This window comes from Asticcacaulis sp., assembly GCA_024707255.1.
In the GTDB taxonomy this organism is placed as follows: domain Bacteria; phylum Pseudomonadota; class Alphaproteobacteria; order Caulobacterales; family Caulobacteraceae; genus Asticcacaulis.
This window is the reverse complement of record JANQAC010000001.1, coordinates 425,732-452,038: the sequence shown is the minus strand read 5'-3', so window position 1 is coordinate 452,038 and position 26,307 is coordinate 425,732. Positions and strand designations below refer to the sequence as shown.

Here is a 26,307-nt window from a genome sequence, read left to right as displayed (position 1 = left end):
TTTATGCTCAGGCGCGATCAGAAACGCGCCCGAAATGCTAAGAAAGCCTTAATAATTTCGTCATGAAACGTTTCCGGAGGTTGACGCGGGACTTATTCGTGCCAATCTTCCCTAGTAAGAGACGCGTATTGTCTCAGTGTTTGGAGTTTGCCTTCATGACCAAGCGTGATGCTGCCTTCGCCCGTTTCGACCGTGGCTATAAGCCATGGGGAGATGTCCGCCGCAAGAACCTGATCGCCCGTATTGTCACCAACGTGGTGATGACGTTGGCGGGGCTCGCGGTTGTGGCCGGACTGGCTGTACTGGCCCTGTTCGCCGCTTCGATGGCGGTGGTCGGCGCTGCGGTTATCGGCGTCATGGGGCTGACCGCTTTCCTGACGCGCAGACACGCGAAGATCAGCATCAAGGCGGATGACGGCAAGGGCGTTTATGAAGCGCGCAAAACCGGTTCGACCTGGACGGTCTACTAAGACCACTACGTATGAGATTTCAAAAACGCCGCTGTCTCACGATGGTGGCGTTTTTATTTGGCCGGATGCGGGATTGCCGTTAAGACCAGCATATGATTGAAACCCCATCCCCCAATTTCAACGAACGCAAATCGCCGCCTGACATGGTGGTCCTGCACTATACCGGCATGAGAAGCGGCCAGGCGGCTCTCGCCCGTATGTGCGATCCGGACGCCAGGGTCTCCGCGCATTACATGGTCGAAGAGGATGGGCGGATTTTCCGGCTGGTGCCGGAAGAGCGCCGCGCCTGGCACGCCGGGGTCAGCTTCTGGAAGGGCGAGACCGATATCAATGGCTGTTCGATCGGTATCGAGATCGTCAATCCCGGCCATGAGTTCGGCTATCGTGACTTTCCGCCGGCGCAGATCGATGCGGTGATCGGCCTGCTCGATGGCATACGGGAGCGCTGGGAAATCCCCGATCATCGCATTCTGGGCCATTCCGATGTGGCGCCGGCGCGGAAAGAGGATCCGGGTGAACGCTTTCCGTGGGCCGAACTGGCGGCGCATGGTCATGGCCTGTGGGTGACGCCCGATATGCCGCCTGAAGGCGCTATGGGGCCGTCGTTGGGCGAAGGCGATACCGGCCTGGGCGTCTTTTCGCTGCAATCTGCGCTCGGCAAGCTGGGCTACGAAATCCTGGCCGGCGGTCCTTTTGATGCCGAGACTGCCACCATCATCACCGCTTTCCAGCGCCACTGGCTGCCGGAACAGATCGGCACCGACCGTGAGGGGCGAGCCGATGCGAAGCTGCGCGTCACCCTGATGGCCCTGTTGCGCCATATCACCCTGATGGAGGTTTAGATGACTGGTCAACGCATCATTCTGGCCATAGCGGCCCTGTGGGGGCTGGTGGGTGTGATCATGCTGGCGGCCGGATCGCATCCGCCGCAGACCGGCACCCCGGCAATCGGCGGCCAGTTCCTGCTGTTCCATGCCGCCGCCGTGATCGCCATTCTTGGCACCAATCTGGTTTCGGGTTGGCGCCGTGCCCTGCCTATGGCCCTGATGCTGACCGGCAGCGGCGTCTTTGCCTTCGAGATTATCATTCACGCGACCACCGGCGTGATATTGCCCGGCCTGGCGCCGATCGGTGGTGGGATCGCTATGCTCGGCTGGCTGGTGCTCGTCATTGCGCCATTGATCGAACCGAAGAACTAAACTAGAAGGCCTGTGGGCCAGATGACCGGGTGGTCGCGGGACGTCCTTCGGGGCGCCTGAGGAAAGTCCGGGCTCCACGGTAATAGGACGGCGGGTAACACCCGCCGGGGGTGACCCCAGAGAGAGCGCCACAGAGAGCAGACCGCCTCAGCCTGCTGAGGTAAGGGTGAAAAGGGTGCGGTAAGAGCGCACCGCGTTTCCGGTAACGGAAATGGCATGGCAAGCCTCGTCCGGAGCAAGACCAAATAGGAACGGCGCGCTTTTGGCAACAAAGGCAGGGCATTACCGCCCCGGACCGTTCGGGTAGGTTGCGTGAGCCGTCCAGCAATGGCCGGCCAAGAGGAATGATCGCCAAGGGGAGCAATCCCTGAACAGAACCCGGCTTACAGGTCATCTGGCCCTTTTATCCGCCTTTGCGTAACGGCGTTTTAAATATCTGTTAAGTATAATTGCCTACAACTTACGGTATTGCAATGCGGCCGCTCGTCCTCAAGGGATGATCGGTCGCATTTATGATTCCAGTATCTCCGTAGCGTACAGGCGTAAGTATAAATGTTTTTGCTTTGTTCTAAACTTATCCACTATTGGGCATTTTTATGCTCTGAATCCTCATCTGGTGTCATTCAGAGTCATTGCATCCCACTTAATCCCATGTTAACCCTATATTCGTCCCGAAGCGACCCGGCCGGGAGGGCTGGCCAGGGGTTTCGGCGGACAGGGAGCAGGCTAAAACGGTCTGAGGCGGGTGCGTGTTTCTCTCGACCCATGAGAAGCAACTGGATTCCAAGCGGCGGCTTCTGGTCCCGCAGGATTTCCGCGCCGCCGCACTGGCGCCTCATGAGGGCGTCGAGCCGTTTGAAGGGGTGTATTGTTTTGCTGCGATCAACGCCGCGTGTCTCGAATGCGGCGGGGCCGCGTTCTTTGCCATGTACCGCGACGTGATCAACGAGTATCCGCCCATGTCCCCGACCCGCACCGCCATGCAGCGCCGCTTCTATGCCTCGATGCACCGCCTGAGCTTCGATACGGCCGGCCGCATCACCCTGCCGGAAAAAACTGTGCGAGCAGTTCGGCCTGAGCGGCGATGTGGTTATTGCCGGCCTGGGCGAAAGCTTCCAGATCTGGGCGCCGCAAGCCTATGCGACTTACGCCACCGAGCAGGACCAGTTGGTCGAGGCCGCCTTTGCGAAACGCGAGGCGCTCATATGAGTCAGGATGTCCATGCTTCTGTCCTGTTGCCCGAAGTGCTGGCCGCGCTGGGCGATGTCTCCGGTAAGCTGGTGGTGGATGGCACATTCGGCGCCGGCGGCTATTCGCGCGCCATACTGGAGCGGGGCGCGCATGTTATTGCCTTTGACCGTGATGCCCGTGTCAGGCCCTATGTTGAGGCGCTCAAGGCCGATTACCCGGATCGTTTCCAGTGGGTCAACCGCTGTTTTTCCGAGATGAAGGAAGGGCTGGCGGAACTGGGGCATGAGGCGTGCGACGCCATCGTACTCGATATCGGCGTCTCCTCCATGCAGCTTGACGAAGCCGAGCGCGGCTTCTCCTTCATGCGTGATGGTCCTCTCGACATGCGCATGAGCGTCGATGGGCGCAGCGCCGCCGATATCGTCAACGAAGATGAAAAGGACGAGATCGCCCACATCATCTGGCTCTATGGCGAGGAGCACAAGTCGCGCGGCATCGCTGCCGCCATCGTCAAGCGCCGCGAAGCGCAGAAATTCGAGCGGACGCTGGACCTGGCCGAGGTGGTTGAGCGCGCCCTGGGTGGCCGTCGCGGCGCGCCGGTCCATCCGGCCACGCGCACCTTCCAGGCCCTGCGCATCGCCGTCAATGACGAACTGGGCGAACTGGAACGCGCGCTCGACGTGGCTGAGACCCTGCTGAAGCCGGACGGTATATTGGCGGTGGTGACCTTCCATTCGCTGGAAGACCGCATCGTCAAAAATTTCTTCAATGAACGCGCCGGCAAGGTCTCTTCCGGTTCGCGTTATGCGCCGCAGAAGATCGAGACGCGCCAACCGATCTATACGCTGGTGACGCCCAAGGCCGTGCAGGCATCGAAGGCCGAAATCGCCGCCAATCCGCGCGCACGGTCGGCCAAGCTGCGCGCCGTCCGCCGCACGTCCACACCTCTTGTCCAGATACCTCTCCGTCAAAAGGTCCGATCATGAACGGTTTGATGCGACTGTTTGAACAACGCGTCCGCGGTATTCGCCTGATCGAACTGGTTGGCGGCGTGCTGATGTTCGGCCTGATCTTTTGGGTGTGCCTTAGTAAGGCGAAGGAGGGCGAGGACATCCGCCGCATGAACGATCTCGACCGCCAGATCGCCGCCGAACAGACGGCCGTCGACGGCCTCAAGATCCAGGTGGCGCAACTGGAGCGCCCCGGCCGGCTGGAACAACTGGCGGTCCAGTACCTGGGCATGAAGCCGACCGATCCGAACCATGAGGCGCGTCTGGAATCCCCGGCGGAAATTTCCCGCACCGGCTCGCGTCCGGTGTCACAGGCGCCCGCCGCGGCGCCCGCTGTGCCCGCGCCTCCGCCAGCGCCGGCGGCAGGGCAAGGTGATGATCTGATCACGGTAACCCCAATCACGGCGGCTCCAGCCCGCAAGGCGCCGGAAGTCGCCGCTTCGGCCAGCGGCCGGACGGGAGGGCGCTGATGGGGATCTCGATCATCGAATCCACCCAGTCCGGCTTCCAGTGGGTCGCTGATCGGGTGTGGAAAGTCGAACATGCGTTCGAGCGCGCTAATGCCTCGGGCGTAAAGGCGTCGAGCGCGCGGATGCGCATCTTCTGTATCCTGGTGGGCATGACCGTGGCCTATGTCTGCCTGGCGGGTTTCGCGGCGCGTGGCTCATTGCAGGGGCGCGGACAGATCGCCGCCCTGACCGGCGAACCCAATGCCAGGGCGCAGCTTGTTGACCGCAACGGGCAGTTGCTGGCCACGGACGTCAATGATTACAGCCTGTTCGTCGATCCCAACGACATGACCGGCGATGACCGCAGCCTGGTGCGCCGCGCCCTGCTGCAAATCTTCCCGGACCTGCCGCGCGACCAGATCGACAAGCCGTTCAAGATGAACCGCCGGCTGCTGCTGACCAATAATATCAAGGCGGCCAAGCGCGATGAAATCCTCAACTATGGCCTGCCAGGCATCAGTTTCGAGGCCGTGCGCGTGCGCGACTATCCGCTGGCCAATACCGGTTCGGCCTATATCGGCATGACCCAGCGCGGCGGTGAAGGCATGTCCGGCGCGGAAAAGGCCCTGCAGGACCAGATCGCCGCCAATGCCGCCACCGACCAGCCGGTGACCCTGGCCATGGACCTGCGCATCCAGGGCACGCTGGAAAATGAAATGCGCGCCATGGCCGTGGCCCAGCGGGCGCAGAGCGCCATCGGCATCGTCACCAATGTGCGCACCGGCGAGGTTCTGGCCCTGGCGAGCTGGCCCGATTTCGACCTCAACCGGCCGGGCGCCTTCAGCGATGCCGACCGCCGCAACCATGCCGCCGTCGATCGCTATGAACTGGGCTCCATTTTCAAGGTCATCTCGATCTCGGTGGGCCTCGATACCGGCACGACCTCGCTGGCTTCGGTCTATGACGGCCGCCAGCCGCTGAAACTCGGCAACCGCCTGATCCATGACGAACATGCCTCCAGTGAACTGCTGAGCCTGACCGACGTCTTCATCAAGTCGTCCAATATCGGCACCTCGCGGGTGGCGCTCGATGTCGGGGCCACGGCCATGACGCGCTATTATGAAGCGCTGGGGCTGTTCCGCTCTGCCGATATCGAACTGACCGAACCGGCTTCGCCCCTGCTGCCCGGCCGCTGGTCGGACAGCTCGCTGGCGTCCTCGGCCTTCGGGCAGGGCATGGCCATCACGCCGCTCTCCTTCATCGAGGCCGCCAACGCCACGCTCAATGGCGGCTATCTGCGTCCGCTGACGATCAAGAAATATGATGGTCATTCGCCCCTGCCGGGCACGCAGGTCTTCTCGGCCGCCACCTCGCGCACCATGCTGGAACTGATGCGCCAGAACGTGCTCAAGGGTACCGGTACCCGCGCCAATGCGCCCGGCCTGCGGGTCGGCGGCAAGACCGGTACGGCGCAAAAGCCGGGCAATGGCCGTTACACCAATGAGGACGTGTCGTCCTTCCTGGCGGTCTTCCCGGTCGACGGACCTGTGGATGGCGACAGATATAGTGTTCTGGTCACCTTCGACTCGCCGCAAGGTGCGCCTGAAAGCGGCGGCTCACGCATGGGCGGCCCGGTGGCGGCGCCCGTGGCGGGCCATGTGATCGAACGCATCGCGCCCTTTGTCGGCGTGGCGCGCAAGGAAGACAAGTTCACCGGACCGGGATGGGACAAGGCGCCCGTTGCCGCCGAAGATGTAACCGGAGACCACTGATGACAGCCCTGCGCCTGTCCGACATCCTGCGGCGCGATCTCGACCAGGACCCGGTCGTGACCGGCGTGACCGCCGACAGCCGCAAGGTGGGCGAGGGCGTGCTGTTCTGCGCCCTGCCGGGCAGCGCGGCCGATGGCCGCCAGTTCATTCCGCAGGCGATCAAACAGGGTGCGGCTGCTATTCTGGCGCCGGAAGGCACCGCTGCCGAAGGCTCCGTGGTGGTCAATGTGTCCGATGTCCGCCGGGCCTATGCCCTGGCCGCCAAGGCGTTTTACGGCGTCCAGCCGAAAACCTGCGTCGCCATTACCGGCACCAACGGCAAGACATCCGTCGCCACCTTCTGCCGGCAGATTTTCGCCTCTCTGGGCCACGCCTCGGCCAGCATGGGCACGCTTGGTGTCGTCACGCAAAGCCCGGACGGTACGGAAACCGCCATAACCGGTCCCGGCCTGACCACGCCGGACGCCGCCGACCTGGCCCGCCACCTGGCCGAACTGGCGCAGGGCGGCGTTACCCACCTGGCGCTCGAAGCCTCGTCGCATGGCATTGACCAGCGCCGGCTCGACGGCGTGTCGCTTTCGGCCGCCGGATTTACCAACCTGACTCAGGATCACCTCGACTACCACACCACCATGGACGCCTACCGGACAGCCAAGCTGCGCTTGTTCGACCAGCTTTTGCCGCGCGGCAAGACGGCGGTGCTGAATGCCGATTCCGACGCCTATAACGCCTTTGCGGCCCTGTCGATCATGTCGGGTCTGAATGTCATGAGCGTTGGCGAGCGGTCGTCGCACCTGTGCCTGACCGGCCGTGACCTGACCGTCGACGGCCAGATCCTTTATCTGGAATATCACGGTAAAAAATATGAGACCAAGCTGCCGCTGGCCGGTCTTTTTCAGGCGTCGAACGCTTTGGTTGCCGCCGGACTGGCAATTGCCGCCGGTGAGGACGCCGGCCGGGTGATCGACGCCCTCTCGAAGCTGCAAGGCGCGCGCGGTCGTCTGGAACGCGCCGGCACCAAGGATAATGGCGCGGAGGTCTATGTCGATTACGCCCATACGCCTGATGGCCTGGAAACCGTGCTGCACGCCCTGCGCCCGCATACCAAGGGCAGGCTGGTCTGTGTGTTTGGCTGCGGCGGTGACCGAGACCGCGGCAAGCGGCCGAAAATGGGCGCCATTGCACAAAGGCTGGCGGATCGCGCCATTGTCACCGACGACAACCCGCGTTCGGAAGACCCGGCGGCCATTCGTGCCGAAGTGCTGGCCGGCATGGCAAAAGGCGCTGTAGAGATCGGCGATCGCAAGGCGGCCATCTTCGAGGCCGTGGCGGGGCTGAAAACCGGCGATGTGCTGGTGGTGGCCGGCAAGGGCCATGAGCAGGGCCAGATCGTGGCGGGCACCGTCCTGCCGTTCGATGATGCCAGCGTGGTACGTGAGGCCCTGAAGGCATAGGCGGCTGTTCAGCGGCCATTCATTCTCCGCGATGCAATCTCCCACTGAAACGTCGTTATGTCAGGCTTGATCCGGGCCGGCATATGGCGCTATCAAGGTGCGGGCATTTTCAGGGGCGGGCTATGAAACAAGTCACAGGATGGATTGGGCTGGCAGTCTTGGCCGCGTTTGTGCCGCTGACGGCACAGGCGCAGAGCACGCCGCCGGTATTGGTGCATGAGGCGCAGTTCGGCACGGTGCATGAGGTGCTGGGCGACGAAATCGCCGTGGCCGCGCCGCGCACCGGCTGTCCGGCGAAATTTCAGCCCCTGGCGGACGGGCCGTGTTTTGACAAGGTGACCCTCAAGCCCGCCAGCCTGGGCCCGACCCGCGTGCTTACCGTCCTCAAGCCAGGGCAGGGCGACTGGGTATCCGGCGTCTATGGCCGTGACTTCCGGCTCTATGATCTGTTTCCGGTCGCCGAAGGGCTTCATGCCGAGGCGCTGGCGTTTGAAACCTCCGGCGTCGCCGTGCCGCGCGATTGTTTTTCGCTGACCGGCGAGCCGGTGGGCTATGCCATCGAACACCGCAAGACGGGTGATGTGGCGGTCGAGCACCAGACGGTGGTCTGTGGCGGCGGGCCGCGCCAGCCGACAGGCCCCTATACGCCCGAAGGCCCGCCCCTGACGCCCGGCAATAATGGCGTTTGGCACATCACGGAGAGCCAGCGCGTGGAAGGTTCCATGCGCTACCTGGCGACGCCGGGCGCTTGTGATCCGCAATACAGCGTCAAGATAACCTGGTGCGCCCAGCCGGCAATCGCCTGGATGCAGAACAATCCCGATGAAAAGGAACTCGACCTCGTGGCCGCGCGTCATGCCGTCCAGGCCGGGGACGTGCTGACCAAGGCCGAGACCGACCAGTGGGTGTTGAAACGCAAGGGCAGCAACAAGTTCAAGGCCGACAGCCGCTGGATCGACAAGTCGTTCATGACATCAGTCGATGACTGTGCGCCGGTCGAGGCGACCGGCTGGTGGGTCACCGGCCGGCCCGACGGCCTCTATATCACTGAAAAGGCGCTGAACCGCTGCGGCGCGCCACTGGCGCCGGTGCCGACCGAAATCTGGGAAGCCTATGGCGATGATTATTTTATTGTCGATTGCGGGCATGACTGGAGAAAAGGCCGTCCGCGCGACAAAAGTGACAAAAACCAGGGTGATCAGGCGGCTGAATGTTTCGACCGTGCGGGCGATTACCTGCGCCATATTGGCCGCAACAATGCCATCGTTGTGGTTTTGAACGAACGCGCCCGTGTCGATGACCATCTCTATTCCGGCAGCTACATCAGCTATGATGTCGCCGAGGTGACGCTGAACAAGGACAGGAGCCTGTCGGCTCGCCGGCTTGACTCATTCGATCCGTCCGGTGTTTACATGAACAATTGTACGCAACTCAACGATGGGCCGCCGGAATCGAAGGGCTTCGTCATTGTCCGCTCGATGGGCGTTAGCTGGGCAAGGGCGTATCGCTGGATGACTTGCCCCGTTTATTGACGTCAGAATTCGTCCCGGTGGTCTGCAAACGGCCGTCTTTCTCCGCTTCGCTGCTCACGTACTGAAGTACGCTGTGCGGCGATGCTCGAAAGCCAATCGTTTTGGCTCCGCCGAACTTTGTTTCGACGCACCGGATACGAATTCTACTCGCCAATAAATCCTTTTAAGGCCGTTAACACACTCGCGCTTGCCTAAATCCCTGAGTCGGGTTCAATGGCGTTTTCCTTTGCTGCGCGTGTGACCTATGGCTGATACCCCCCTCTGGACCTTCGATGAACTGGCCAAGGCTACAGGCGGGACACTGACCGGCATAGGTGAGGGGGCATCACGCAGCGCCACGGGCATCAATTTCGACAGCCGTGCGCTCCAGCCGGGCGATGTTTTTCTGGCGCTGAAAGGTGTGCGCGACGGTCATGACTTCGTGCCTCAGGCGTTCCAATCGGGCGCCGCGATTGCCGTGACGCGGCGGCCAATCGAGGGCGGGCCGTGCCTGCTGGTGCCGGACGTGCAGAAGGCGCTGGAGGACATGGCGGTCTTTGCCCGCGACCGCGCGGCGAAGGCCAAACGCGGCGCGGTAACCGGCAGTGTCGGTAAGACCAGCGTGACGCAGATGGTCATGCAGGGCTTAAGCCTGGCGGGGCGGGCGCATTCGGCCATCAAGAGCTTCAACAACCATATCGGTGTGCCGCTGACCCTGGCGCGGATGCCGGCCGACACGATGCGCGCCGTCTTCGAGATCGGCATGAACCATGCCGACGAGATCACGCCGCTGTCGGAATTCGTGGCGCCCCATGCGGTGATCATCACCACGGTTGGCGGCGCCCATACCGAGAACTTCCCCGATGGCGATGCCGGCGTGGCCCGCGCCAAAGCTGAGATTTTCGACGGCTTGCTGCCCGGTGGGCTGGCTATCCTCAATGCCGATAACCAATGGTTCGATTTCCTCTGCCAGCAGGCCCGCGGCGCCGGCGCCCTGATCGCGGCCTTTGGTGAGCATAACGGCGTCGATGCGCAACTGATCGCACATCGGGTGAATGGCGACCGGGCTTCGGTGGCGGCGCGCTTCCATGGCCGAGACATCATTTTCAGCCTGGCCCATACCGGCAGGCACCAGGCGGTCAATGCCCTGGCTACCCTGCTGATGCTGGAGGCACTCGATGTCGATCTCGATACCTCGTTGCTGGCGCTGGAAAGCTTCGCCGCGCTGGATGGTCGGGGCAAGGTGACCAGGAAGGCGTTCAAAGGCGGCGAGATCACCCTGATCGACGAAAGTTATAACGCCAATCCGGTTTCCATGCGCGCCACCCTGGAGTCACTGGGAACACAGCCAAAACCCGCCGGGTCACGAAAAATTGTCGTCCTGACCGACATGCTGGAACTTGGGCCCGAAGAGCCGGCGCTTCATGCCGGACTGGTGCCGGTGATCGAGGGGCAGGATATCGACAGGGTATATCTGGCCGGACCTTTGATGAAAAACCTGTGGAACGCCTTACCGCAAGCCTTGCGCGGCGCCTGGGCCGAAACCGCCGCCGAACTGACGCCTCGCCTGATTGAGGACTTGCAAGGGGGGATGTGATTATGGTAAAGGGCTCGAACGGTTCGAAAGCCGGACTGATCGCCAAGACCCTCCTGGCTCTGGACTAAGATACAAGGCATTAAATGTTTTATCTGCTTTACGAGCACGTCACCAGCCTGCACCAGCACTGGCCCCTGATCAATCTGATGAAATATCAGACGGTGCGCATCTTCCTGGCCATGATCACGGCCATGATCGTTGCCGTCGCCATGGGAAGCCGTTTCATCCGCTGGATGCGCGCCCGCCAGGGCAAGGGGCAGCCGATCCGCGAGGATGGCCCTTCCACCCACCTGCTGACGAAAAAGGGCACGCCCACCATGGGCGGGCTGATGATCCTGGCGGGCATTGCTGTCGCCACGGTCCTGTGGGTCGATCCGCATTCGGCGGCGGCCTGGGTCGTCTTCGGCGTCACCATGGCCTATGGCCTGCTCGGCTTCATCGATGACTACGCCAAGGTGACCAAGCAGACCTCGGCCGGCCTGACCTCGATCCAGAAGCTGATCGCCCAGATCGCCATTGCCGTCGGCGCCGTGCTGGTGCTGATGTATTATTCGCCTCAGCCGGCCGATGCACCGCAATTGGCCACATCTCTGGTCGTGCCCGTGTTCAAGAACTTCATCTTCAATCTCGGGTATTTCTACATTGTCTTCGGCGCGGTAGTGATCGTGGGGGCGTCGAACGCCGTTAACCTGACCGACGGGCTGGATGGCCTGGCCATCGTTCCGGTGATGATCGCGGCGGGCGCCTTTACCCTGATCGCCTATCTGGTGGGTAACGCCAAATTCGCCGAATACCTGATCATCCATTTCGTGCCGGGCGCCGGTGAAGTGGCCGTGCTGCTGGCCGCCATCATCGGCGGCGGCATGGGCTTCCTGTGGTATAATGCGCCGCCGGCCAAGATCTTCATGGGCGATACCGGCTCACTGGCCCTGGGCGGGGGCTTAGGTGCCGTGGCCGTGGCCCTGAAACACGAGATCGTACTGGCCATCATCGGCGGCCTGTTCGTCATGGAGGCTCTGTCGGTCATGATCCAGGTAGGTTATTTCAAGCTGACCAAGAAGCGCGTCTTCCTGATGGCACCTATCCACCACCATTTCGAGAAGCTCGGCTGGGCGGAATCGACCGTCGTGATCCGCTTCTGGATCGTGGCGGCCATGCTGGCCATGGTCGGCCTGGCGACTCTCAAGCTAAGGTAAGTGTTATGATTCCGGTAAAAGGCTTTGAGGGCAAGCAGGTCGCCATCTTCGGACTGGGGCGGTCGGGGCTGTCGGCGGCGCGCGCGCTGAAGGCCGGCGGCGCCCTGCCCATCCTGTGGGATGACAAGCCGTCGAACCTGCTGCCGGCCACCAAGGAAGGCTTTACGGTCGAGAACCTGAAGACCGCCGATTGGTCGCAGTTCGCCGCTCTGGTGCTGTCTCCCGGCGTACCTCTGACCCATCCGACGCCGCACTGGACGGTAGAGATGGCCCATGCCGCGCATGTGCCGGTGATGGGCGATATCGAACTGTTTGCCCGCACGCTCGCCTGTCTGCCGGCGCATAAGCGGCCGCGCACCGTGGCGATCACCGGCACCAATGGCAAGTCGACCACCACGGCCCTGATCGGCCACATCCTGAAGAGTGCCGGCAAGGACGTCCATGTCGGCGGCAATATTGGTGTCGGCATTCTCGATCTGCCGGATATGCACGCTGGCGCCATCTATGTCATCGAAACCTCCTCCTATCAGTTGGACCTGACCCTGAGCTTTTCGCCGGATGTCTCCGTGCTGATGAATATCACCCCCGATCACCTCGACCGCCACGGCGGTATGGAAGGCTATATCAAGGCCAAGCGCCGGATCTTCATGGCACAGGGCTCGAAGCAGACGGCAGTGATCGGCGCCGACGACGACTATACGTCCGCCATTATCAGCGACATGCGCGTCAATTCGCCGGTGAAACTGGTGTCGATTTCGGCCCGCCGGACGCTCGGCCACGGCGTCTATGCGCTGAATGGTATGCTTTATGATGGCACCAATGTCCGCGCCCGCCAGGTGATCGATCTCAAGGCGGTGCGCACCCTGACCGGCCGCCACAACTGGCAGAACGCCGCCGCGGCCTATTCGGCGTGCAAGGCGCTGGGGCTGGAGATGGACGAGATTGTCACGGGAATGCGGACCTTCCCAGGTCTCGCGCACCGGATGCAGGAAATCGGCCGCATCGGCCATGTTCGCTTTATCAACGATTCCAAGGCGACCAATGCCGACGCGGCGCGCCAGGCCATGTCGTCGTTTGACAAGTTCTACTGGATCGCCGGCGGCGTGGCCAAGGCGGGCGGTATCGAAGACCTGCGCGACCTGTTCCCCCGCATCAAACACGCCTATCTGATCGGCGAGGCGGCGGAATTGTTCGAGGTGACGATCGGCAAGGCCGCGCCCTGCACGCAATCGCGCCTGCTGTTCACCGCCGTCGCGCAAGCCTATGCGGAAGCCGAGAAAAGCGGCCGCGAAGAGATCGTGCTGTTTTCCCCGGCCTGCGCCTCGTTCGACCAGTTTACCGATTTCGAGGCCCGCGGCGATGCCTTCCGCGATGCCGTCAGCGAGATCAAGCTGGGCGTGACCGGCGAGAAGGTGTGAGATTTAGTAGGCATAGAGTGAAATGTGCTCTATGGCCTCGCGTAGAGGCTGACCTTTTTAAGTTGCGGGGGGCAATATGTATCGTCAAATCCTGATTATCGGGACATTGTTCTTGCCAATGCTGGTTGTTGGCTGTGGGGGCGGTGGAGAAACCAGCTCCGGCGGTGGCCCACTACCTTCAATCAACGTAACGCTTTCAAGCGCTTCTGGTAGTGCCACGGTAACCGAAGGAGCGACTGCCGCCGATTTCAGCGCCGACGCAATAGGTGTTCCGAGCACCAAATTGACAACGACTGTGTTTGCAGACGTGAAATATGACAACGCCGTATTCTCGTCAGTAACGGCGAAAGCTGGAACTGCGGCAAATAGTTACCATCTTGTGGCAACTACGCAATCCAACCTGACTGTCGGTGATCATACGGGAGATATTACACTCAGGCTCTGCCAGGATTCGGGGTGCAACAAAGTATATGCTGGTTCAACGGTCACCTATCATTATGGGGTGACGGTCAAGTTGGGAGATTGGGCCGGGTTCCAAAGGAATGCCGCGCATTCGGGCTATGTGCCGATAACACTTGATCCGGCTAACTTCAGTAAAGCCTGGGAGTGGCAGGGTGGCCCAAACGGACGTTTGAAGCCTGTCGTTACAGGGGACGGGGCGGCGTACATTGTCCATGCAGTCTCCTACCAAGACGCTCGGATATACAGTCTGAATGAGAGTACTGGCGTTTTGAACTGGACGTATAATGTTGGCAGGAACCTGTCCCAGATAGGTACGCCCGCCACGGGCAATGGTTCGGTTTATCTGCCGTTTTATAATGATGATGCGACGACCACAGAAGGCACAATTGTCGGTGTAAACGCAGCTAGCGGGTTGTCAAATGCCGCCCTTCCTTTTGCGATACAAAACAATTTCCTTAACACCCCTGTGCTTGATGGCGACGACCTGTATTTTTCCTATGGGAAAAACTCGGGTCAGGTTTACAAATTCGGTTTGAAGGACAATACCCAGAAATGGTTGAGCGATTATGTCAAATCAATTACCTGGGTAAACCAGACTCCGGCCGTTGACGCAAATTACGTATATTATAACAGCTTCTACGGTCTGTCTGTTTTCAATAAGACAGATGGCCATCTAGCCTTCAATATAGATGATCCTAAAGCGTCGGGGGAAGGTTACAGCTATTTTGGTGCTCCGCAAATTACGGCATCGGGACATGTTATCCTATCAGACTTGCAGTTGAGCCTGAATTCAGAACTGGTTTGTTATGATATCGGGACGCGATCGATAATCTGGCGTGCACCTGGCCGGAATTTTATTGTCGCGGCCGCTAATGGTGTCATTTACAGCACGCGCAACATACCTAAAGTAATGGAAGCTCTGGATGAAAAGGATGGCAGCGTTTTGTGGTCATGGCCGATGCCTGCGTCAGCGCCTTCTATGGAACCCAACTTGTTGGTTACCGATAATCTCCTGTTCCTGAGCACAATGGATACGACCTACGCTATTGATCTGAAGACACATCAACAGGTCTGGTCTTATCCTGCACACGGCTCATTGAGTCTGTCCGCAAACTACATTTTATATATTGTGCCGCAGGAATACGGTGACCCTAACATGGTCACGGCTATAAAGCTGAAATGACCTGAGCGTCTATTTTCAGTTCAAGTGTCTACTGACCATGACTTCGCTGTGTGCTGGTCAGACGTGATCAAACGATTTGCCGTCCAGGTGGGCGTAGGCGCATTGTAGCGGTTGATATCGGGAGCATAACTGGCGACAACGGTAAAGGCGCTTCTCGTAGGGTGGATGACTGAGAGCGCGAAGACCGGCGAACCAATTTAGCGTGCTGGGGTTCTAATGCTCTCTGTCGGCGTATTGCTGATGCAGCCGTGCTTAAGATTCTCTTACGAGATCGCCTCTTTACTTAAGCCGATGTTAACTACGATTTGTTGAATCCTGTGGTTTCAGTCCCCGCTTTCAGATCGTCCAAGGTTCGTCCATGGCTCACGCTTACGCCCATCCGTTCACGCGCACCGATCGCTCGCCGACCGCCATCTGGTGGTGGACGCTCGACCGCGTCACCTTGACGCTGGCGCTGATCCTGCTGGTGCTGGGCTTCTTCTTTTCCTTCTCGTCGTCGCCGGTGGCGGCGCCGCATACCAGCCATTACGACACCTTTTACTACACCAAGCGCCATTTCGTCTTCGCCCTGCTGACGGCGGTGGTGATGATCATGGTATCCATGCTGTCGCTGAAAGGGATAAAGCGCGTCAGTGTGCTGGCCTATGGCGGCGCTATTTCGATCATGGCCATGCTGCCGCTGATCGGTCACGCGGCCAAGGGCGGGCGGCGCTGGCTCGAACTGGGGCCCGTAGCGCTCCAGCCGTCGGAATTCCTCAAGCCGGCCCTGATCGTGCTGATCGCCTGGATGTTCTGCGAAGGGCAGAAGGGCAAGGGGGTGCCTGGGGTGACGGTCGCTTTCTGCCTCTATGCCCTGGCCATTGGCCTGCTGCTGATCCAGCCGGATGTCGGGCAGTCGATCCTGATCACCATTGCTTTCGGGGCCTGTTTCTTCATTTCGGGCGTACCGTTCCGCTGGATCATCGGCATGCTGGCTGCGGCCGGCACTGGCCTGGTCGGGCTGTTCTTCATCCAGCCGCACTTCCGCAACCGCATCATGGGCTTCATTTCGCCGGACGCCGATTCCGGCTTCCAGGTAGCCCGCGCCAAGGCGGCCATCGCCAATGGCGGCCTGTTCGGCGTGGGGCTCAATGAAGGCACGATGAAGCGGCTGATCCCCGACCTGCATACCGATTTCATCTATTCGGTGGTGGCGGAAGAATATGGCCTGTGGCTGATCCTGATCATCATCGGCATTTTCGCCTTTATCATCATCCGCGGCCTGCTCAAGGCCATGGCGATGCAGGATCCGTTCCGCCAGATTGCCACCTCCGGGCTCTATATCATGCTGGGTATGCAGGTGCTGATCAATGTGTCGGTCAATCTCGGCCTGATTCCCCCCAAGGGCATGACCCTGCCGTTTATTTCCTACGGTGGTTCGTCCATGCTGGCCATGGGGCTGACCCTTGGCTTCATTCTGGCCCTGACGCGCCGGCGTCAGGAAGAAATACCGCAGGACGATCCGACAAAATGGTAAATACAGGCCAGAAACGATTTAGTTTTTTATTCAGAACCCGCTATGGTGATTTCCAGATTTGAGTACGCCGGTTCCGGGGACTAGATGGCCACCGCTAAAAAAGCCAAACCGAGACGCAAAGCGTCTTCCTTTTCCGACAAGCCTTTGGCCGTTGTGGCGGCAGGTGGCACCGGCGGGCATATGTTTCCCGCCGAGGCCCTGGCCCGCGAACTGAATGAGCGGGGCTGGGATGTGGTCCTGGCCTCGGATAAACGCGGCGCCGCCTTTGCGGCCAATTTCCCCGCCATTGAACGCCTTTCGCTGGACGCGGCCACCTTCAAAAAAAGCGATCCGATCGGCATGGCGCGCGCCGCCATCAAGATCGGCCTGGGCATCATGCAGGCACGCAAGGCTTTCAAACGCCTGAAGCCTTGGGCGGTGATCGGCTTCGGCGGCTATCCGTCCTATCCCGCCCTGATGGCGGCCCTGGGGCGCAAGGATATCACGCTCATCCACGAGCAGAATTCGGTGCTCGGTCGGTCAAACCGTCAACTGGTGAAGCAGGTGGATGCCGTGGCCTGCGCCTTCCCGGTCCTGCGCATGGCGCCAGCGGAGATGGAAGGGCGGGTGCAGGTGGTTGGCAATCCGGTGCGGCCGGATATCCGCGCGCTGTATGACGAACCCTATCCGCCTATCGATCCGACCATCCGCATCCTGGTGACGGGTGGATCGCAGGGCGCGAAGATCCTGTCCGAAACCGTGCCGCAGGCCCTGGCCCTACTGCCGGTTTCCCTGCGCATAAATCTGCATGTCGAGCAACAGACGCGCGCCGACCAGATCGACATGGCGACGAAAATTTACCGCGACGCCGAAATCGATGCCGAGGTGGCGCCGTTCTTCACCGACATGGCCGAGCGCCTGGGCCGGGCACATATCGTCATCGGCCGGGCCGGGGCCTCCACCGTCTGTGAACTGGCGGTAGCCGGCAAGCCCTCCATCCTCATTCCGCTCAAGATCGCCGCCGACGATCACCAGACCTATAATGCCGAGGTGCTGAAAGCCGCCAAGGCCGCCGTGGTCATTCGTGAGGACGATGTGACGGCGGAAAAGCTGTGCAGCGAAATCCGTGCCCTGATCGAAGGGGCTGTGCTTTTGCCGATGCGCGCCAGTGCGGCGAAATCGGTGGCACGCCCCGATGCGGCCAGATTGCTGGCCGATCTTGTCGAGCGTACCGTGAAACGAATCAAGGGATAGGGCGTGATGGAAAAGGCACTCGGCGTCGGTTTCATGCAAAGGGTGCTGTTCGTCATCCTCGCCATCGCGGCCGCCCTGCTGGTTTTCAAGCTGCTGGGGCTGTGGCTGCTGATCTTCGGGGCGATCGTTATCGCCACTGTCCTGCGCGCCCTGGCGGAGCCGCTGATCAAATACACGCCGCTGAACGACACCTTTGCTGTACTAACCGTTCTGGTGCTGGTGCTGGCCTTCATCACCGTGACCTTCACCCTGTTCGGCTATGAGCTTGTGTCACAGACGCATAACCTGACCGAACAATTGCCGGCAGCCTGGGCCGCCCTGCAAAAGCGGCTGGTATCACTGGGGCTGAATGACGAGGTGCAGAAACAGATGCAGAGCCTGGGGCAGCAGGCGGGGGGCGTGGCGTCGAAGCTGCCCAGCATCGCCGGTAATGTTTTTGGCGCCCTGGCCAATCTGCTGGTGGCGACCATTGCCGGTATCATCCTGGCCATCAACCCCGGCAAGTACCGCGATGGCGTGGTTTTCCTGATTGCCGATCCGCACAAGGAAAAGGTGCGCGACGCCATGAATGTGGCGGGCCATGCGCTGCGTCTGTGGTTCGTTGGCCAGTTCATTTCCATGGTGCTTGTGGGGACGCTCACCGGCATTGGCCTGTCCGTGCTGGGCGTGCCCTCGGCCCTGGCGCTGGGACTGGTGTCCGGTCTGGCGCAGTTCGTGCCGATTGTGGGGCCTGTGATTTCGGCCGCGCCTGGGCTGCTGCTGGCGGCGGTCTCCGGATGGCAGACCTTCATCTGGGCGCTGGTCATCTACGTCGGTGTATCGCAAATGGAGAGCAATTTCATCACACCCATGGTTCAGCGCAGCATCGCCTCCATTCCGGTGATCGTCACCCTGTTCGCGGTGATCGGCTTCGCCGGACTTCTGGGGCCGATGGGCGTGCTGTTCGCCATGCCGCTGACGGTGATCATATATACCCTGATCCGCCGACTCTATACGGGCGAGGATGTGACGCAGGGAAAGGGCGAAAAGCCGTTCAAGGGGATGCTGAAGCGGAAAGTGGATTAAAGATGACGAAGTGGGTCTTGCGACTGATGCAGGATACGGCGAACAAAAATCTGAGACAGGGTCACGCGATAATAAATAATATGTGAACCGTGCACGAGGCGGCGGGTATCTGGAAATATGTGAGTGAGGGATGCGCCAATTTCGGGATGTGCAGAGATGCGAATAAAAGCATCAAGCAATCCATCACGATAGGTTCTTGCCTGCGCGATGCCGAAAGTGTCCACAGTAAAGGCGGCTATAGCGCGCAGATCGGCTTCAGCCTTACGGCTAAGCTTGTAATCAGCCATGTCGCGCCAGATGTTCGGCCTCTGTCTCTGCCCAGATACCCTCTATTGTGGCTTCGCTGTCGCCGCTGCTATCAGCTTCTTCAAGCATCCGTCTTAACTCGGCTTCCGCCGCCTTGCGGCGCTGATCCTGATGGATCAGCGCATTGACATAGGTCTCCGCGTCTCCGGCTTGTTCTTCAAGCCACGACCAGGATTGTTCATCCAGCGATACCGACATCTTGCCCATGTGCGCACCTTGTTTTGCGGTCCGGATTATGCCCGTGAACCGGCATGGCGTCAAAGGTTGAAATGGATAAGTGACACGTCGTTGCGGATGGTCTAAAGCCGAATCCCACCTCAATTCTGTCTGCGAAAAACGCCCATGACCCTCCATTCCAGGCGCCCGACGCCTTTCGATCTCGGCCCCGTCCATTTTGTCGGCATCGGCGGCATCGGCATGAGCGGCATCGCCGAAATCATGATCAAGATCGGCTACAAGGTGCAGGGTTCCGACGCCAAGGCCTCGGCCAATACGGAGCGCCTGGAAAAGCTCGGTGCGCAGATATTCATCGGCCACGAGGCGGCGCACGTTTCGGAAGGGGTTTGTGCCCTGGTCTATTCGACGGCGGTGAAACAGGATAACCCGGAAATGGTCGAGGCGCGCCGCCGCCGCATCCCGCTGGTGCGCCGCGCTGAAATGCTGGCCGAACTGATGCGTCTGCAATTCTCCATTGCCGTAGGGGGCACACATGGCAAGACGACGACCACGTCGATGGTGGCGGCTCTGCTCGATGCCGGCGGCCTGGACCCAACGGTCGTCAATGGCGGCATCATCAACAATTACGGCACCAATGCCAAGGTGGGCGACGGCGACTGGATCGTGGTCGAGGCCGATGAATCCGATGGCTCCTTCCTGCGCCTGAAATCGACCCTGGCCATCGTCACCAATATCGATGCCGAACACCTCGACCATTGGGGCGATTTTGACGCGGTGAAGAAGGGGTTCTGCGACTTCATCGAGAATATCCCCTTCTATGGGTTCGCCGCCGTCTGCATCGATCATCCGGAAGTCCAGGCCCTGGCCGCGAAGATCGATAACCGCCGCCTGATCCCCTATGGTGTCAGTCCGCAGGCCGAGGTGCGTTGCGCCAATATTGAATTTGGTCCGGAAGGCGCGTGTTTCGACGTCATTTTCCAGCCGACCGGTGCGGAAGCCTTTGCGTGGGAGAAACTGAAACTGCCGATGACAGGCAACCACAATGTTTCCAACGCCACGGCCGCCATCGCCATCGCCCGTGAACTGGGTATCGGCGAAGACGATATCCGCAAAGGCCTGGCCGGCTTCGGCGGGGTCAAGCGCCGCTTCACGACCACGGGCGTGGTCGATGGTATCCGCGTCATCGATGATTACGGTCACCATCCGGTCGAGATCGCCGCCGTGTTGAAAGCCGCGCGTCAGGTTACCACGGGCCGTGTTATCGCCGTGGTCCAGCCGCACCGCTATACGCGTCTGCGCGACCTGATGAACGAGTTCTCCTCCTGCTTCCATGATGCCGATATGGTGATCGTGGCCGATGTCTATTCCGCCGGCGAACAGCCGATCGAGGGTGTAGACAAGGCGCATCTGGTCGAGGGGCTGCACCGCTTCGGTCATCGTCATGCCGTGGCACTCGATACCCCGACGCATTTGGCGGGTCTGGTCGCGGCGGAAGCCAGGCCGGGCGATCTGGTGGTATGCCTGGGCGCCGGCGACATCACCCAGTGGGCTTATGCCCTGCCGGGCCAGCTTGAGGCGTTGAAAGCATGACTTGGGTGGAGGCGGGAAGTATTGCGGCAATAAAATCAGTTGTCGATAGTCTGCCTAAGCCACTTCATGAATGGGACAGTCCGCTCAACATTTTAAGCGAAGAGTCATCGCCTCGGCTCGCTTTAGCTCACCAGCAACTTTCCTGCCCCGTTTTGGTAAATTATCGTGGTGGTTGGTTCTTGGCTGAACGGTTCGACCCTGAAAGCGCAGATAGATGGTTTGAACAGGACAAGGCCAGTGTGGCGTCTGTTGAAGCGATGCTGAACCATATACACTTGCAAAACTATACTTTTGGAGATGGAAGACCAGACATGCTTTATATGACCGAGCAAGAGGCTATGGCATGTGGGCATCGGCTTGCTTATCAATGGAAGAATTGGGCTAGGGATATTTATAATTTAAGTATCAAGGTTTTTTTGATTAAAAATTCAGATGAGAATCCAGACATTCAAATATGGTTTGAATCACAAGGATTGCTCTCATGAGTTGGATCGCCGACCTGCCGCTGGTGCGCGGCAAGATCATGACCCGCGCCGCGCTGGCGCCTTTTACCTGGTTCCGCGTCGGCGGGCCGGCCGATGTTATCTTTCTGCCGGAAGATGCCGCTGATCTCAGCGAATTCCTGAAAAATCTCGATCCCGGCATCCCGGTCCTGACCATCGGCGTCGGTTCCAACCTGCTGGTGCGTGACGGTGGTATCGACGGCGTGGTGATCCGTCTGGGCCGCAACTTTGCTGATGTCACGCCGCGCGGCGATGCCCGCATCGAGGCGGGCGCGGCGGCGCTGGATGCCAATGTCGCCAAGGTAGCGGCGCAAAACGGCATTGCCGGCTTGGAATTCTATCGCGGCGTACCGGGCACCATCGGCGGCGCCCTGACCATGAATGCCGGCTGCTATGGTTCCGAAACCAAGGACGTGCTGGTCGAGGCCTACGCCATCACCCGCGCCGGTGAACGCATTACCATTTCTAATGCCGATATGGGTTTCCGCTATCGCCATTCCGAACCGGAAGGCGTGATCTACACAGGGGCCCTTTTCCAGGGCACGCCGGATGATGTCGCCGCCGTTACCGAACGCATGGAGGCCATCACCGCCCGCCGCGAGCAGACCCAGCCGATCCGTGAAAAGACCGGGGGTTCGACCTTCAAGAACCCGGAAGGCAAGAGCGCCTGGCAATGCGTCGATGAGGCCGGCTGGCGCGGAAAACTCTTCGGCGCGGCCAAGTTCTCGGAACTACATTCCAATTTCATGATCAATACCGGCGACGCCACCGCTGCCGAGCTGGAAGGTTTGGGCGAGGCCGTGCGCGCCGATGTGATGACCAAGCTGGGCATAGACCTGCACTGGGAAATCAAGCGGATTGGCAAGCCGCGGACTTGACGGAAGTTCGCCGTGGAGGGGCTGGTGGAATATCAAAAATCTGTCTGGATAACGGGACCGCAGGATGACGCGTACATTTGGTATAGTGAATTAGACGCCGAACGTTGGGAACACCGGGTCATCGTCGAATTTCGTGATGGCTACATGGAATATTCCAGTCTAGCCACGGAGCCGAGTTATAGTTGGATATCCGAAAAGCCGTGGCCGAAGCTGGAGACAACAGTGAACTTTGATCAACAAGTGTTGAGCCAAAACGAGTTCGAGGATTTGTGGTTACTAGCCCTTAAAATGGGGCAGCATGGCATCACGAGACAACGAATATAGGAGACACACCATGAAGGTTGGTTTTATCGGTTTGGGCAGTATGGGGGCGGCGATTGCGCCGAATCTGATCCGGGCGGGGCACGAGGTTTCGGTGTGGAATCGTTCGCCGGAAAAGGCCGACCCGCTGGTCGCCGGCGGTGCGCTCCGCGCCGTCACACCGGCCGAGGCCAGCCGGGGCGATGCCGTCTTTACCATGCTGGCGGATGACGCGGCGGTCGAAGGTGTGTCAGAGGCCATCTTGTCCAGTCTGTCGGCCGGTGGTGTCCATATATCTCTCAGCACGATCAGCGTGGCCCTGGCCGACAAGCTGACTGAGGCCCATGCCGCCAAGGGGCAGCATTTTGTCTCGGCGCCGGTATTTGGTCGTCCGCCCGTGGCGGCGGAAGGCAAGCTGTTTATCGCGGCCGCCGGAAGCGACATGGCCATCAAAGAAGCCATGCCGCTGCTGGAGGTGATCGGCCAGAAGGTGCAGGTTTTTGGTGATAAACCCTCGGCTGCCAATCTGGTCAAGCTGGCGGGCAATTTCCTGATCGTCAATGTCACGGAAGCGTTGGGGGAGGCCATGGCGCTGGTGGCCAAGGGGGAGTCGAAAAGGCCGACCTGCTCGACTTCCTGACCTCGACCCTGTTTGGCGCACCGATCTACAAAAACTATGGCGCGCTGATCGTCTCGGAAAAATTCGAGCCGGCCGGTTTCGCCGCCGTACTGGCCGCCAAGGATATGCGTCTGGCGGGCGAGGTAGCAGACAGTTTGGGCGTTGCCATGCCGCTCAATGACCTGCTGCGGGCACGTCTGGGCCGGCTGGTCGATGGCGGCGAAGGCCATCTCGACCTGACCGGCCTGTCCCTGCTGGCCAGCCGGGATGCCGGCCTGAAATGACCTTGCTCAGCCGCGTCGCCAAAGGCCCGTTGATCATGGGCATTATCAACGTAACGCCCGACAGCTTTTCCGATGGCGGCACCTATGACGCGCTCGAACAGGCGCGGCGGCTGATCGCGGAAGGCGTCGATGTGCTCGATATCGGCGGGGAATCCACGCGGCCGGGGGCTGAACCGGTCAGCGCCGAAGCGGAAATCGCCCGCGTTGTGCCGGTCATCGCTGCCATTGCCGCCGAATGGCCGGGCGCGATCAGTGTTGATACACTCAAGCCCGAAGTGGCGCGCGCGGCTTTTCAGACCGGCGCCAGCGTCTGGAATGATGTCACGGCGCTTACACATACGCCGGAAAGCCTCGACGTGGCGGCGGAACTGGGTGGCGATATTATCCTGATGCACATGCAGGGCGAGCCGCGCACCATGCAGGCCGCACCGCACTATGATGACGTGGTGGCGGAGGTGGAAGCCTGGCTGCTGGCGCGTGCCGAGGCCGCCATACGGGCAGGCGTGTCGCCTGACCGTATCTGGCTCGATCCGGGCATCGGTTTCGGCAAGACGCTCGATCACAACCTGGCCCTGATCCGCGCCACGGACCGGCTGGCCTCGCACGGTTTTCCGCTGTTGATGGCGGCCTCGCGCAAGCGCTTTATCGCCGCTCTGGAAGAACGGGAAGGGGGCGTGGCTTCGGCTGCCCAGAACCGCATCGGCGGCACCTTGGCGGTGCATTTGCACGCCATTGCCAATGGCGCTAAAATGGTGCGAGTCCATGATGTGCTTGCCATGAGGCAGGCCATGCGGGTATGGAGCGCGCTCCAAGGACATTCTTGTTGACGCACTTTTTAATCCGAAAAGTGCGTGACACTTTTCGGAAAGTGCTCGAATTGAATTATCGCACGCGCGCCATCATCTATCTGATCCTGCTGCCGATCTGCCTGATCGGTGCGCTGGGCGATACCGCGCCGCTGGCCTTCTCCTTCGCCTTCCTTGGCATTGCCATCTCGCAGTTCTTCTTTCTGTGCCCGCGCTGCGGCAAGCATGTCGATACCAAGGGCGCCGATCGCGGCAATTTTTTCTACGGCGTGTTCGAGCCGCACGAAACCGACTGCCCCCGTTGCGGGCGCTCGCGTGAAAACGTCTGGCCGCTGCAGTATGTGGTCAAACGCGAACCCTGGGACGGTGTCCGCCAGGATGAGGCATGATTTAGCTCAAACGCCGCGTGGCTCGCCGCATCAGCGGCGGCGGGCGTCGCCCTTACCATAACACTATGTGTTATGGATCTCTGTTCCGCAGTTTCTGCACCAGCATCAGCAGGGCGATGGCGATAAACAGGCCGCCGCAGATCAGCAGAAACGGATCATGAAGCATCTTGTCGATCATGAGGGCCTGTATACGTCGAAGGCGCCGAGAAAAACCGGGTTTTCGATGACCGAGCCGCAACTCAGCATATATTGCCCCGGCGGTTGCAGGTTGAAGGCCGCCGGCACCAGCGGCAGGAACAGTTCCTGACCGGATTTCTTGCCGACGAGTGAAAGCACGAAGCCTTCGGAACGGTTGGCGCGGATCAGTTGCCCCGCCAATATCTCATAACTGGTCATCTCGTCATTGGCGTCGATCTGATTGAGGCGGACAAGGATCAGCGTCCCGCGCATGGCGCGCAGGATCGGATGACCATTATCGGCGAACGCCTCCGGTTCCAGTTCTATCCACCTGTCGGACTCGCTCAATTGTCGCCTTCCGTAAAATCAGGGAAGGCTTCCACAAAGGCAAAGCGCGGCACAGGGCCGGTTCCAGTCATGACCGTTTCCGTAAACATGCCCATCGGTCTTACCCAAAGGCGGGCCTCGCCGGCGGTCTGGCCGAGCGGCGCGTAAAGCACCAGATCTTCCTCGGTTTCCGAATGGGTCACGGTGCCAAAGACGCGATAGAGCTTGTTCTTGTAATGGCGATAGGTGCCGCGCGGAATGGCGCTTTTATAAAACGAGGTTGTCAGGGGCATCCACCCCTCCTATGTGAGAGCTCAAGCGCCGCATGGCTCGCCGCATCTGCGGCGGCGGCCAAAAAACCGTAATGTGGCGCCCTTGCCGGCCGGAGAATCGGCCGGAAGTCCGTTTTCATCTATGAGCCTATTCGGCCATTAAGGACAAGTATGCAGCGCGTTTTAATCATTGCCGGCTCCGATTCATCGGGCGGCGCCGGTATCCAGGCCGATATCAAGGCGGTGACCTGCCTGGGTGGTTATGCCATGACCGCGATCACGGCCCTGACCGTGCAGAATACGCTGGGTGTCTCCGATGTCATGGCTGTGCCGCCGGCGATCATCACGGCCCAGGCTCTGGCCTGCCTCGATGATATCGGCGCTGACGCCATCAAGACCGGAATGCTGGCTGATATTGCCGTCATGGAGGCGGTGTCATTGGTGATTGAAGGCGCAAAAGTCTTCACCGTCATCGATCCGGTGATGGTGGCTAAAGGCGGTCATGCCCTGATGAACCATCATGCGGTAGACGCAATGAAGGCGCTGATGCTGCCGTTGGCTGACCTGCTCACCCCCAATGCGCCTGAAGCGGCGGCGCTGACCGGCCTGAAGGTCGAAACGGAAGACGATATGCGCAAGGCGGGCGAGGCCCTGCTGGCCATGGGCGCCAAAAATGTGCTGATCAAGGGCGGCCATATCGAGACACCGGATGTGGTCGATTTGCTGATCACGCGCCAGGGCGAGCATCGCTTTACCTCGGAACGCATCAATACCCGGCATACGCACGGCACGGGCTGTACTCTGGCGTCGGCTTGCGCGGCCCTGACGCGCGAAGCGCGGCCGCTTGAGGAAACGGTCGGGCTGGCGAGGGATTATGTTGGCGGGGCGATCCTGATGGCGCCCGGCTTGGGGGAAGGCCACGGGCCGCTGCGCCATAACTGGTTGCTCTGAAC

The 26,307-nt window shown here is 60.5% G+C and carries 28 protein-coding genes, 1 other RNA gene and 1 pseudogene; 26 read left to right on the top strand and 4 right to left on the bottom strand.

Annotated features, from left to right (window positions below):
• Positions 1-155 precede the first annotated feature (155 nt).
• The 17 genes and pseudogenes from NVV72_02270 to NVV72_02190 all read left to right on the top strand — a co-directional run bounded on the left by NVV72_02270 (position 156) and on the right by NVV72_02190 (position 18,726).
• Entirely contained in the window at positions 156-470 is a 315-nt protein-coding gene (locus NVV72_02270) for a hypothetical protein (protein ID MCR6658210.1), read from the top strand.
• 92 nt (positions 471-562) lie between these two features.
• The gene (locus NVV72_02265) at positions 563-1,312 is read left to right on the top strand and encodes an N-acetylmuramoyl-L-alanine amidase (protein ID MCR6658209.1); all 750 of its coding nucleotides are present in this window, start codon (positions 563-565) and stop codon (positions 1,310-1,312) included.
• Positions 1,313-1,669, top strand: coding sequence for a hypothetical protein (locus tag NVV72_02260; GenBank protein ID MCR6658208.1), 357 nt, complete (start codon positions 1,313-1,315; stop codon positions 1,667-1,669).
• 17 nt (positions 1,670-1,686) lie between these two features.
• Positions 1,687-2,071: RNase P RNA component class A (rnpB, locus tag NVV72_02255), an RNA gene on the top strand.
• A gap of 684 nt (positions 2,072-2,755) precedes the next feature.
• Positions 2,756-2,878: a hypothetical protein gene (locus tag NVV72_02250; GenBank protein MCR6658207.1), complete on the top strand. Its 123-nt coding sequence runs from the start codon at positions 2,756-2,758 to the stop codon at positions 2,876-2,878.
• Positions 2,875-3,846 (top strand): 16S rRNA (cytosine(1402)-N(4))-methyltransferase RsmH, encoded by a 972-nt coding sequence (gene rsmH / locus NVV72_02245; protein ID MCR6658206.1) that lies wholly within the window; start codon positions 2,875-2,877, stop codon positions 3,844-3,846. The genes NVV72_02250 and rsmH overlap by 4 nt, the downstream gene beginning before the upstream one ends.
• Positions 3,843-4,340, top strand: a complete 498-nt coding sequence (locus NVV72_02240) for a septum formation inhibitor MinC (GenBank protein MCR6658205.1) — start codon at positions 3,843-3,845, stop codon at positions 4,338-4,340. Before rsmH ends, NVV72_02240 begins: the two co-directional genes overlap by 4 nt.
• Positions 4,340-6,091: a penicillin-binding protein 2 gene (locus tag NVV72_02235; GenBank protein MCR6658204.1), complete on the top strand. Its 1,752-nt coding sequence runs from the start codon at positions 4,340-4,342 to the stop codon at positions 6,089-6,091. The genes NVV72_02240 and NVV72_02235 overlap by 1 nt, the downstream gene beginning before the upstream one ends.
• Positions 6,091-7,545 (top strand): UDP-N-acetylmuramoyl-L-alanyl-D-glutamate--2,6-diaminopimelate ligase, encoded by a 1,455-nt coding sequence (locus tag NVV72_02230; protein ID MCR6658203.1) that lies wholly within the window; start codon positions 6,091-6,093, stop codon positions 7,543-7,545. The genes NVV72_02235 and NVV72_02230 overlap by 1 nt, the downstream gene beginning before the upstream one ends.
• A 122-nt stretch (positions 7,546-7,667) precedes the next feature.
• Positions 7,668-9,077: a hypothetical protein gene (locus tag NVV72_02225; protein MCR6658202.1), complete on the top strand. Its 1,410-nt coding sequence runs from the start codon at positions 7,668-7,670 to the stop codon at positions 9,075-9,077.
• A gap of 244 nt (positions 9,078-9,321) precedes the next feature.
• A pseudogene (murF, locus tag NVV72_02220) lies at positions 9,322-10,721 on the top strand (UDP-N-acetylmuramoyl-tripeptide--D-alanyl-D-alanine ligase).
• Between the two features lie 15 nt (positions 10,722-10,736).
• On the top strand, positions 10,737-11,849 hold the full coding sequence (gene mraY / locus NVV72_02215; protein ID MCR6658201.1) for a phospho-N-acetylmuramoyl-pentapeptide-transferase: 1,113 nt from the start codon (positions 10,737-10,739) through the stop codon (positions 11,847-11,849).
• Between the two features lie 5 nt (positions 11,850-11,854).
• Positions 11,855-13,267 carry a UDP-N-acetylmuramoyl-L-alanine--D-glutamate ligase gene (gene murD / locus NVV72_02210; GenBank protein ID MCR6658200.1) on the top strand — a complete coding sequence of 471 codons (1,413 nt, stop codon included), beginning with the start codon at positions 11,855-11,857 and terminating at the stop codon, positions 13,265-13,267.
• 76 nt (positions 13,268-13,343) lie between these two features.
• Complete coding sequence (locus tag NVV72_02205) at positions 13,344-14,912, top strand: PQQ-binding-like beta-propeller repeat protein (GenBank protein ID MCR6658199.1); 1,569 nt, start codon at positions 13,344-13,346, stop codon at positions 14,910-14,912.
• 358 nt (positions 14,913-15,270) lie between these two features.
• Entirely contained in the window at positions 15,271-16,428 is a 1,158-nt protein-coding gene (locus NVV72_02200) for a putative lipid II flippase FtsW (GenBank protein MCR6658198.1), read from the top strand.
• A gap of 84 nt (positions 16,429-16,512) precedes the next feature.
• A complete protein-coding gene (gene murG, locus NVV72_02195; GenBank protein ID MCR6658197.1) occupies positions 16,513-17,661 on the top strand; it encodes an undecaprenyldiphospho-muramoylpentapeptide beta-N-acetylglucosaminyltransferase in 1,149 nt (382 codons plus the stop codon).
• A 6-nt stretch (positions 17,662-17,667) separates the two neighbouring features.
• Positions 17,668-18,726 carry an AI-2E family transporter gene (locus NVV72_02190; GenBank protein MCR6658196.1) on the top strand — a complete coding sequence of 353 codons (1,059 nt, stop codon included), beginning with the start codon at positions 17,668-17,670 and terminating at the stop codon, positions 18,724-18,726.
• On the opposite strand, the gene NVV72_02185 is transcribed toward NVV72_02190, so the two are convergent.
• Complete coding sequence (locus NVV72_02185; protein ID MCR6658195.1) at positions 18,723-19,013, bottom strand: type II toxin-antitoxin system RelE/ParE family toxin; 291 nt, start codon at positions 19,011-19,013, stop codon at positions 18,723-18,725. The two genes, NVV72_02190 and NVV72_02185, sit on opposite strands and share 4 nt — an antisense overlap.
• Positions 19,006-19,239, bottom strand: a complete 234-nt coding sequence (locus NVV72_02180; protein MCR6658194.1) for a hypothetical protein — start codon at positions 19,237-19,239, stop codon at positions 19,006-19,008. Before NVV72_02180 ends, NVV72_02185 begins: the two co-directional genes overlap by 8 nt.
• Positions 19,240-19,374: 135 nt before the next feature.
• Here NVV72_02180 and murC point away from each other — a divergent pair, with 135 nt between their 5' ends.
• The 8 genes from murC to NVV72_02140 are packed head-to-tail and all read left to right on the top strand — an operon-like array spanning position 19,375 to position 24,578.
• The gene (gene murC, locus NVV72_02175) at positions 19,375-20,799 is read left to right on the top strand and encodes a UDP-N-acetylmuramate--L-alanine ligase (protein MCR6658193.1); all 1,425 of its coding nucleotides are present in this window, start codon (positions 19,375-19,377) and stop codon (positions 20,797-20,799) included.
• Positions 20,796-21,284 carry a hypothetical protein gene (locus NVV72_02170; GenBank protein MCR6658192.1) on the top strand — a complete coding sequence of 163 codons (489 nt, stop codon included), beginning with the start codon at positions 20,796-20,798 and terminating at the stop codon, positions 21,282-21,284. The genes murC and NVV72_02170 overlap by 4 nt, the downstream gene beginning before the upstream one ends.
• Positions 21,281-22,180 (top strand): UDP-N-acetylmuramate dehydrogenase, encoded by a 900-nt coding sequence (gene murB, locus NVV72_02165; protein ID MCR6658191.1) that lies wholly within the window; start codon positions 21,281-21,283, stop codon positions 22,178-22,180. Before NVV72_02170 ends, murB begins: the two co-directional genes overlap by 4 nt.
• A 12-nt stretch (positions 22,181-22,192) precedes the next feature.
• Positions 22,193-22,504, top strand: a complete 312-nt coding sequence (locus NVV72_02160) for a hypothetical protein (protein ID MCR6658190.1) — start codon at positions 22,193-22,195, stop codon at positions 22,502-22,504.
• Positions 22,505-22,514: 10 nt separating this feature from the next.
• Positions 22,515-23,120, top strand: a complete 606-nt coding sequence (locus NVV72_02155; protein ID MCR6658189.1) for an NAD(P)-dependent oxidoreductase — start codon at positions 22,515-22,517, stop codon at positions 23,118-23,120.
• Positions 23,121-23,128: 8 nt separating this feature from the next.
• Complete coding sequence (locus NVV72_02150) at positions 23,129-23,383, top strand: hypothetical protein (GenBank protein ID MCR6658188.1); 255 nt, start codon at positions 23,129-23,131, stop codon at positions 23,381-23,383.
• On the top strand, positions 23,380-24,210 hold the full coding sequence (gene folP, locus NVV72_02145; GenBank protein ID MCR6658187.1) for a dihydropteroate synthase: 831 nt from the start codon (positions 23,380-23,382) through the stop codon (positions 24,208-24,210). Before NVV72_02150 ends, folP begins: the two co-directional genes overlap by 4 nt.
• 50 nt (positions 24,211-24,260) lie before the next feature.
• Positions 24,261-24,578, top strand: a complete 318-nt coding sequence (locus tag NVV72_02140; protein MCR6658186.1) for a hypothetical protein — start codon at positions 24,261-24,263, stop codon at positions 24,576-24,578.
• A gap of 174 nt (positions 24,579-24,752) precedes the next feature.
• Here the strand turns inward: NVV72_02140 and NVV72_02135 are convergent, their stop codons facing one another.
• A complete protein-coding gene (locus tag NVV72_02135; GenBank protein MCR6658185.1) occupies positions 24,753-25,103 on the bottom strand; it encodes a hypothetical protein in 351 nt (116 codons plus the stop codon).
• Entirely contained in the window at positions 25,100-25,375 is a 276-nt protein-coding gene (locus NVV72_02130) for a DUF1653 domain-containing protein (GenBank protein MCR6658184.1), read from the bottom strand. Before NVV72_02130 ends, NVV72_02135 begins: the two co-directional genes overlap by 4 nt.
• 150 nt (positions 25,376-25,525) lie before the next feature.
• Here NVV72_02130 and thiD point away from each other — a divergent pair, with 150 nt between their 5' ends.
• Positions 25,526-26,305 (top strand): bifunctional hydroxymethylpyrimidine kinase/phosphomethylpyrimidine kinase, encoded by a 780-nt coding sequence (gene thiD / locus NVV72_02125; GenBank protein ID MCR6658183.1) that lies wholly within the window; start codon positions 25,526-25,528, stop codon positions 26,303-26,305.
• Positions 26,306-26,307: the final 2 nt, after the last annotated feature.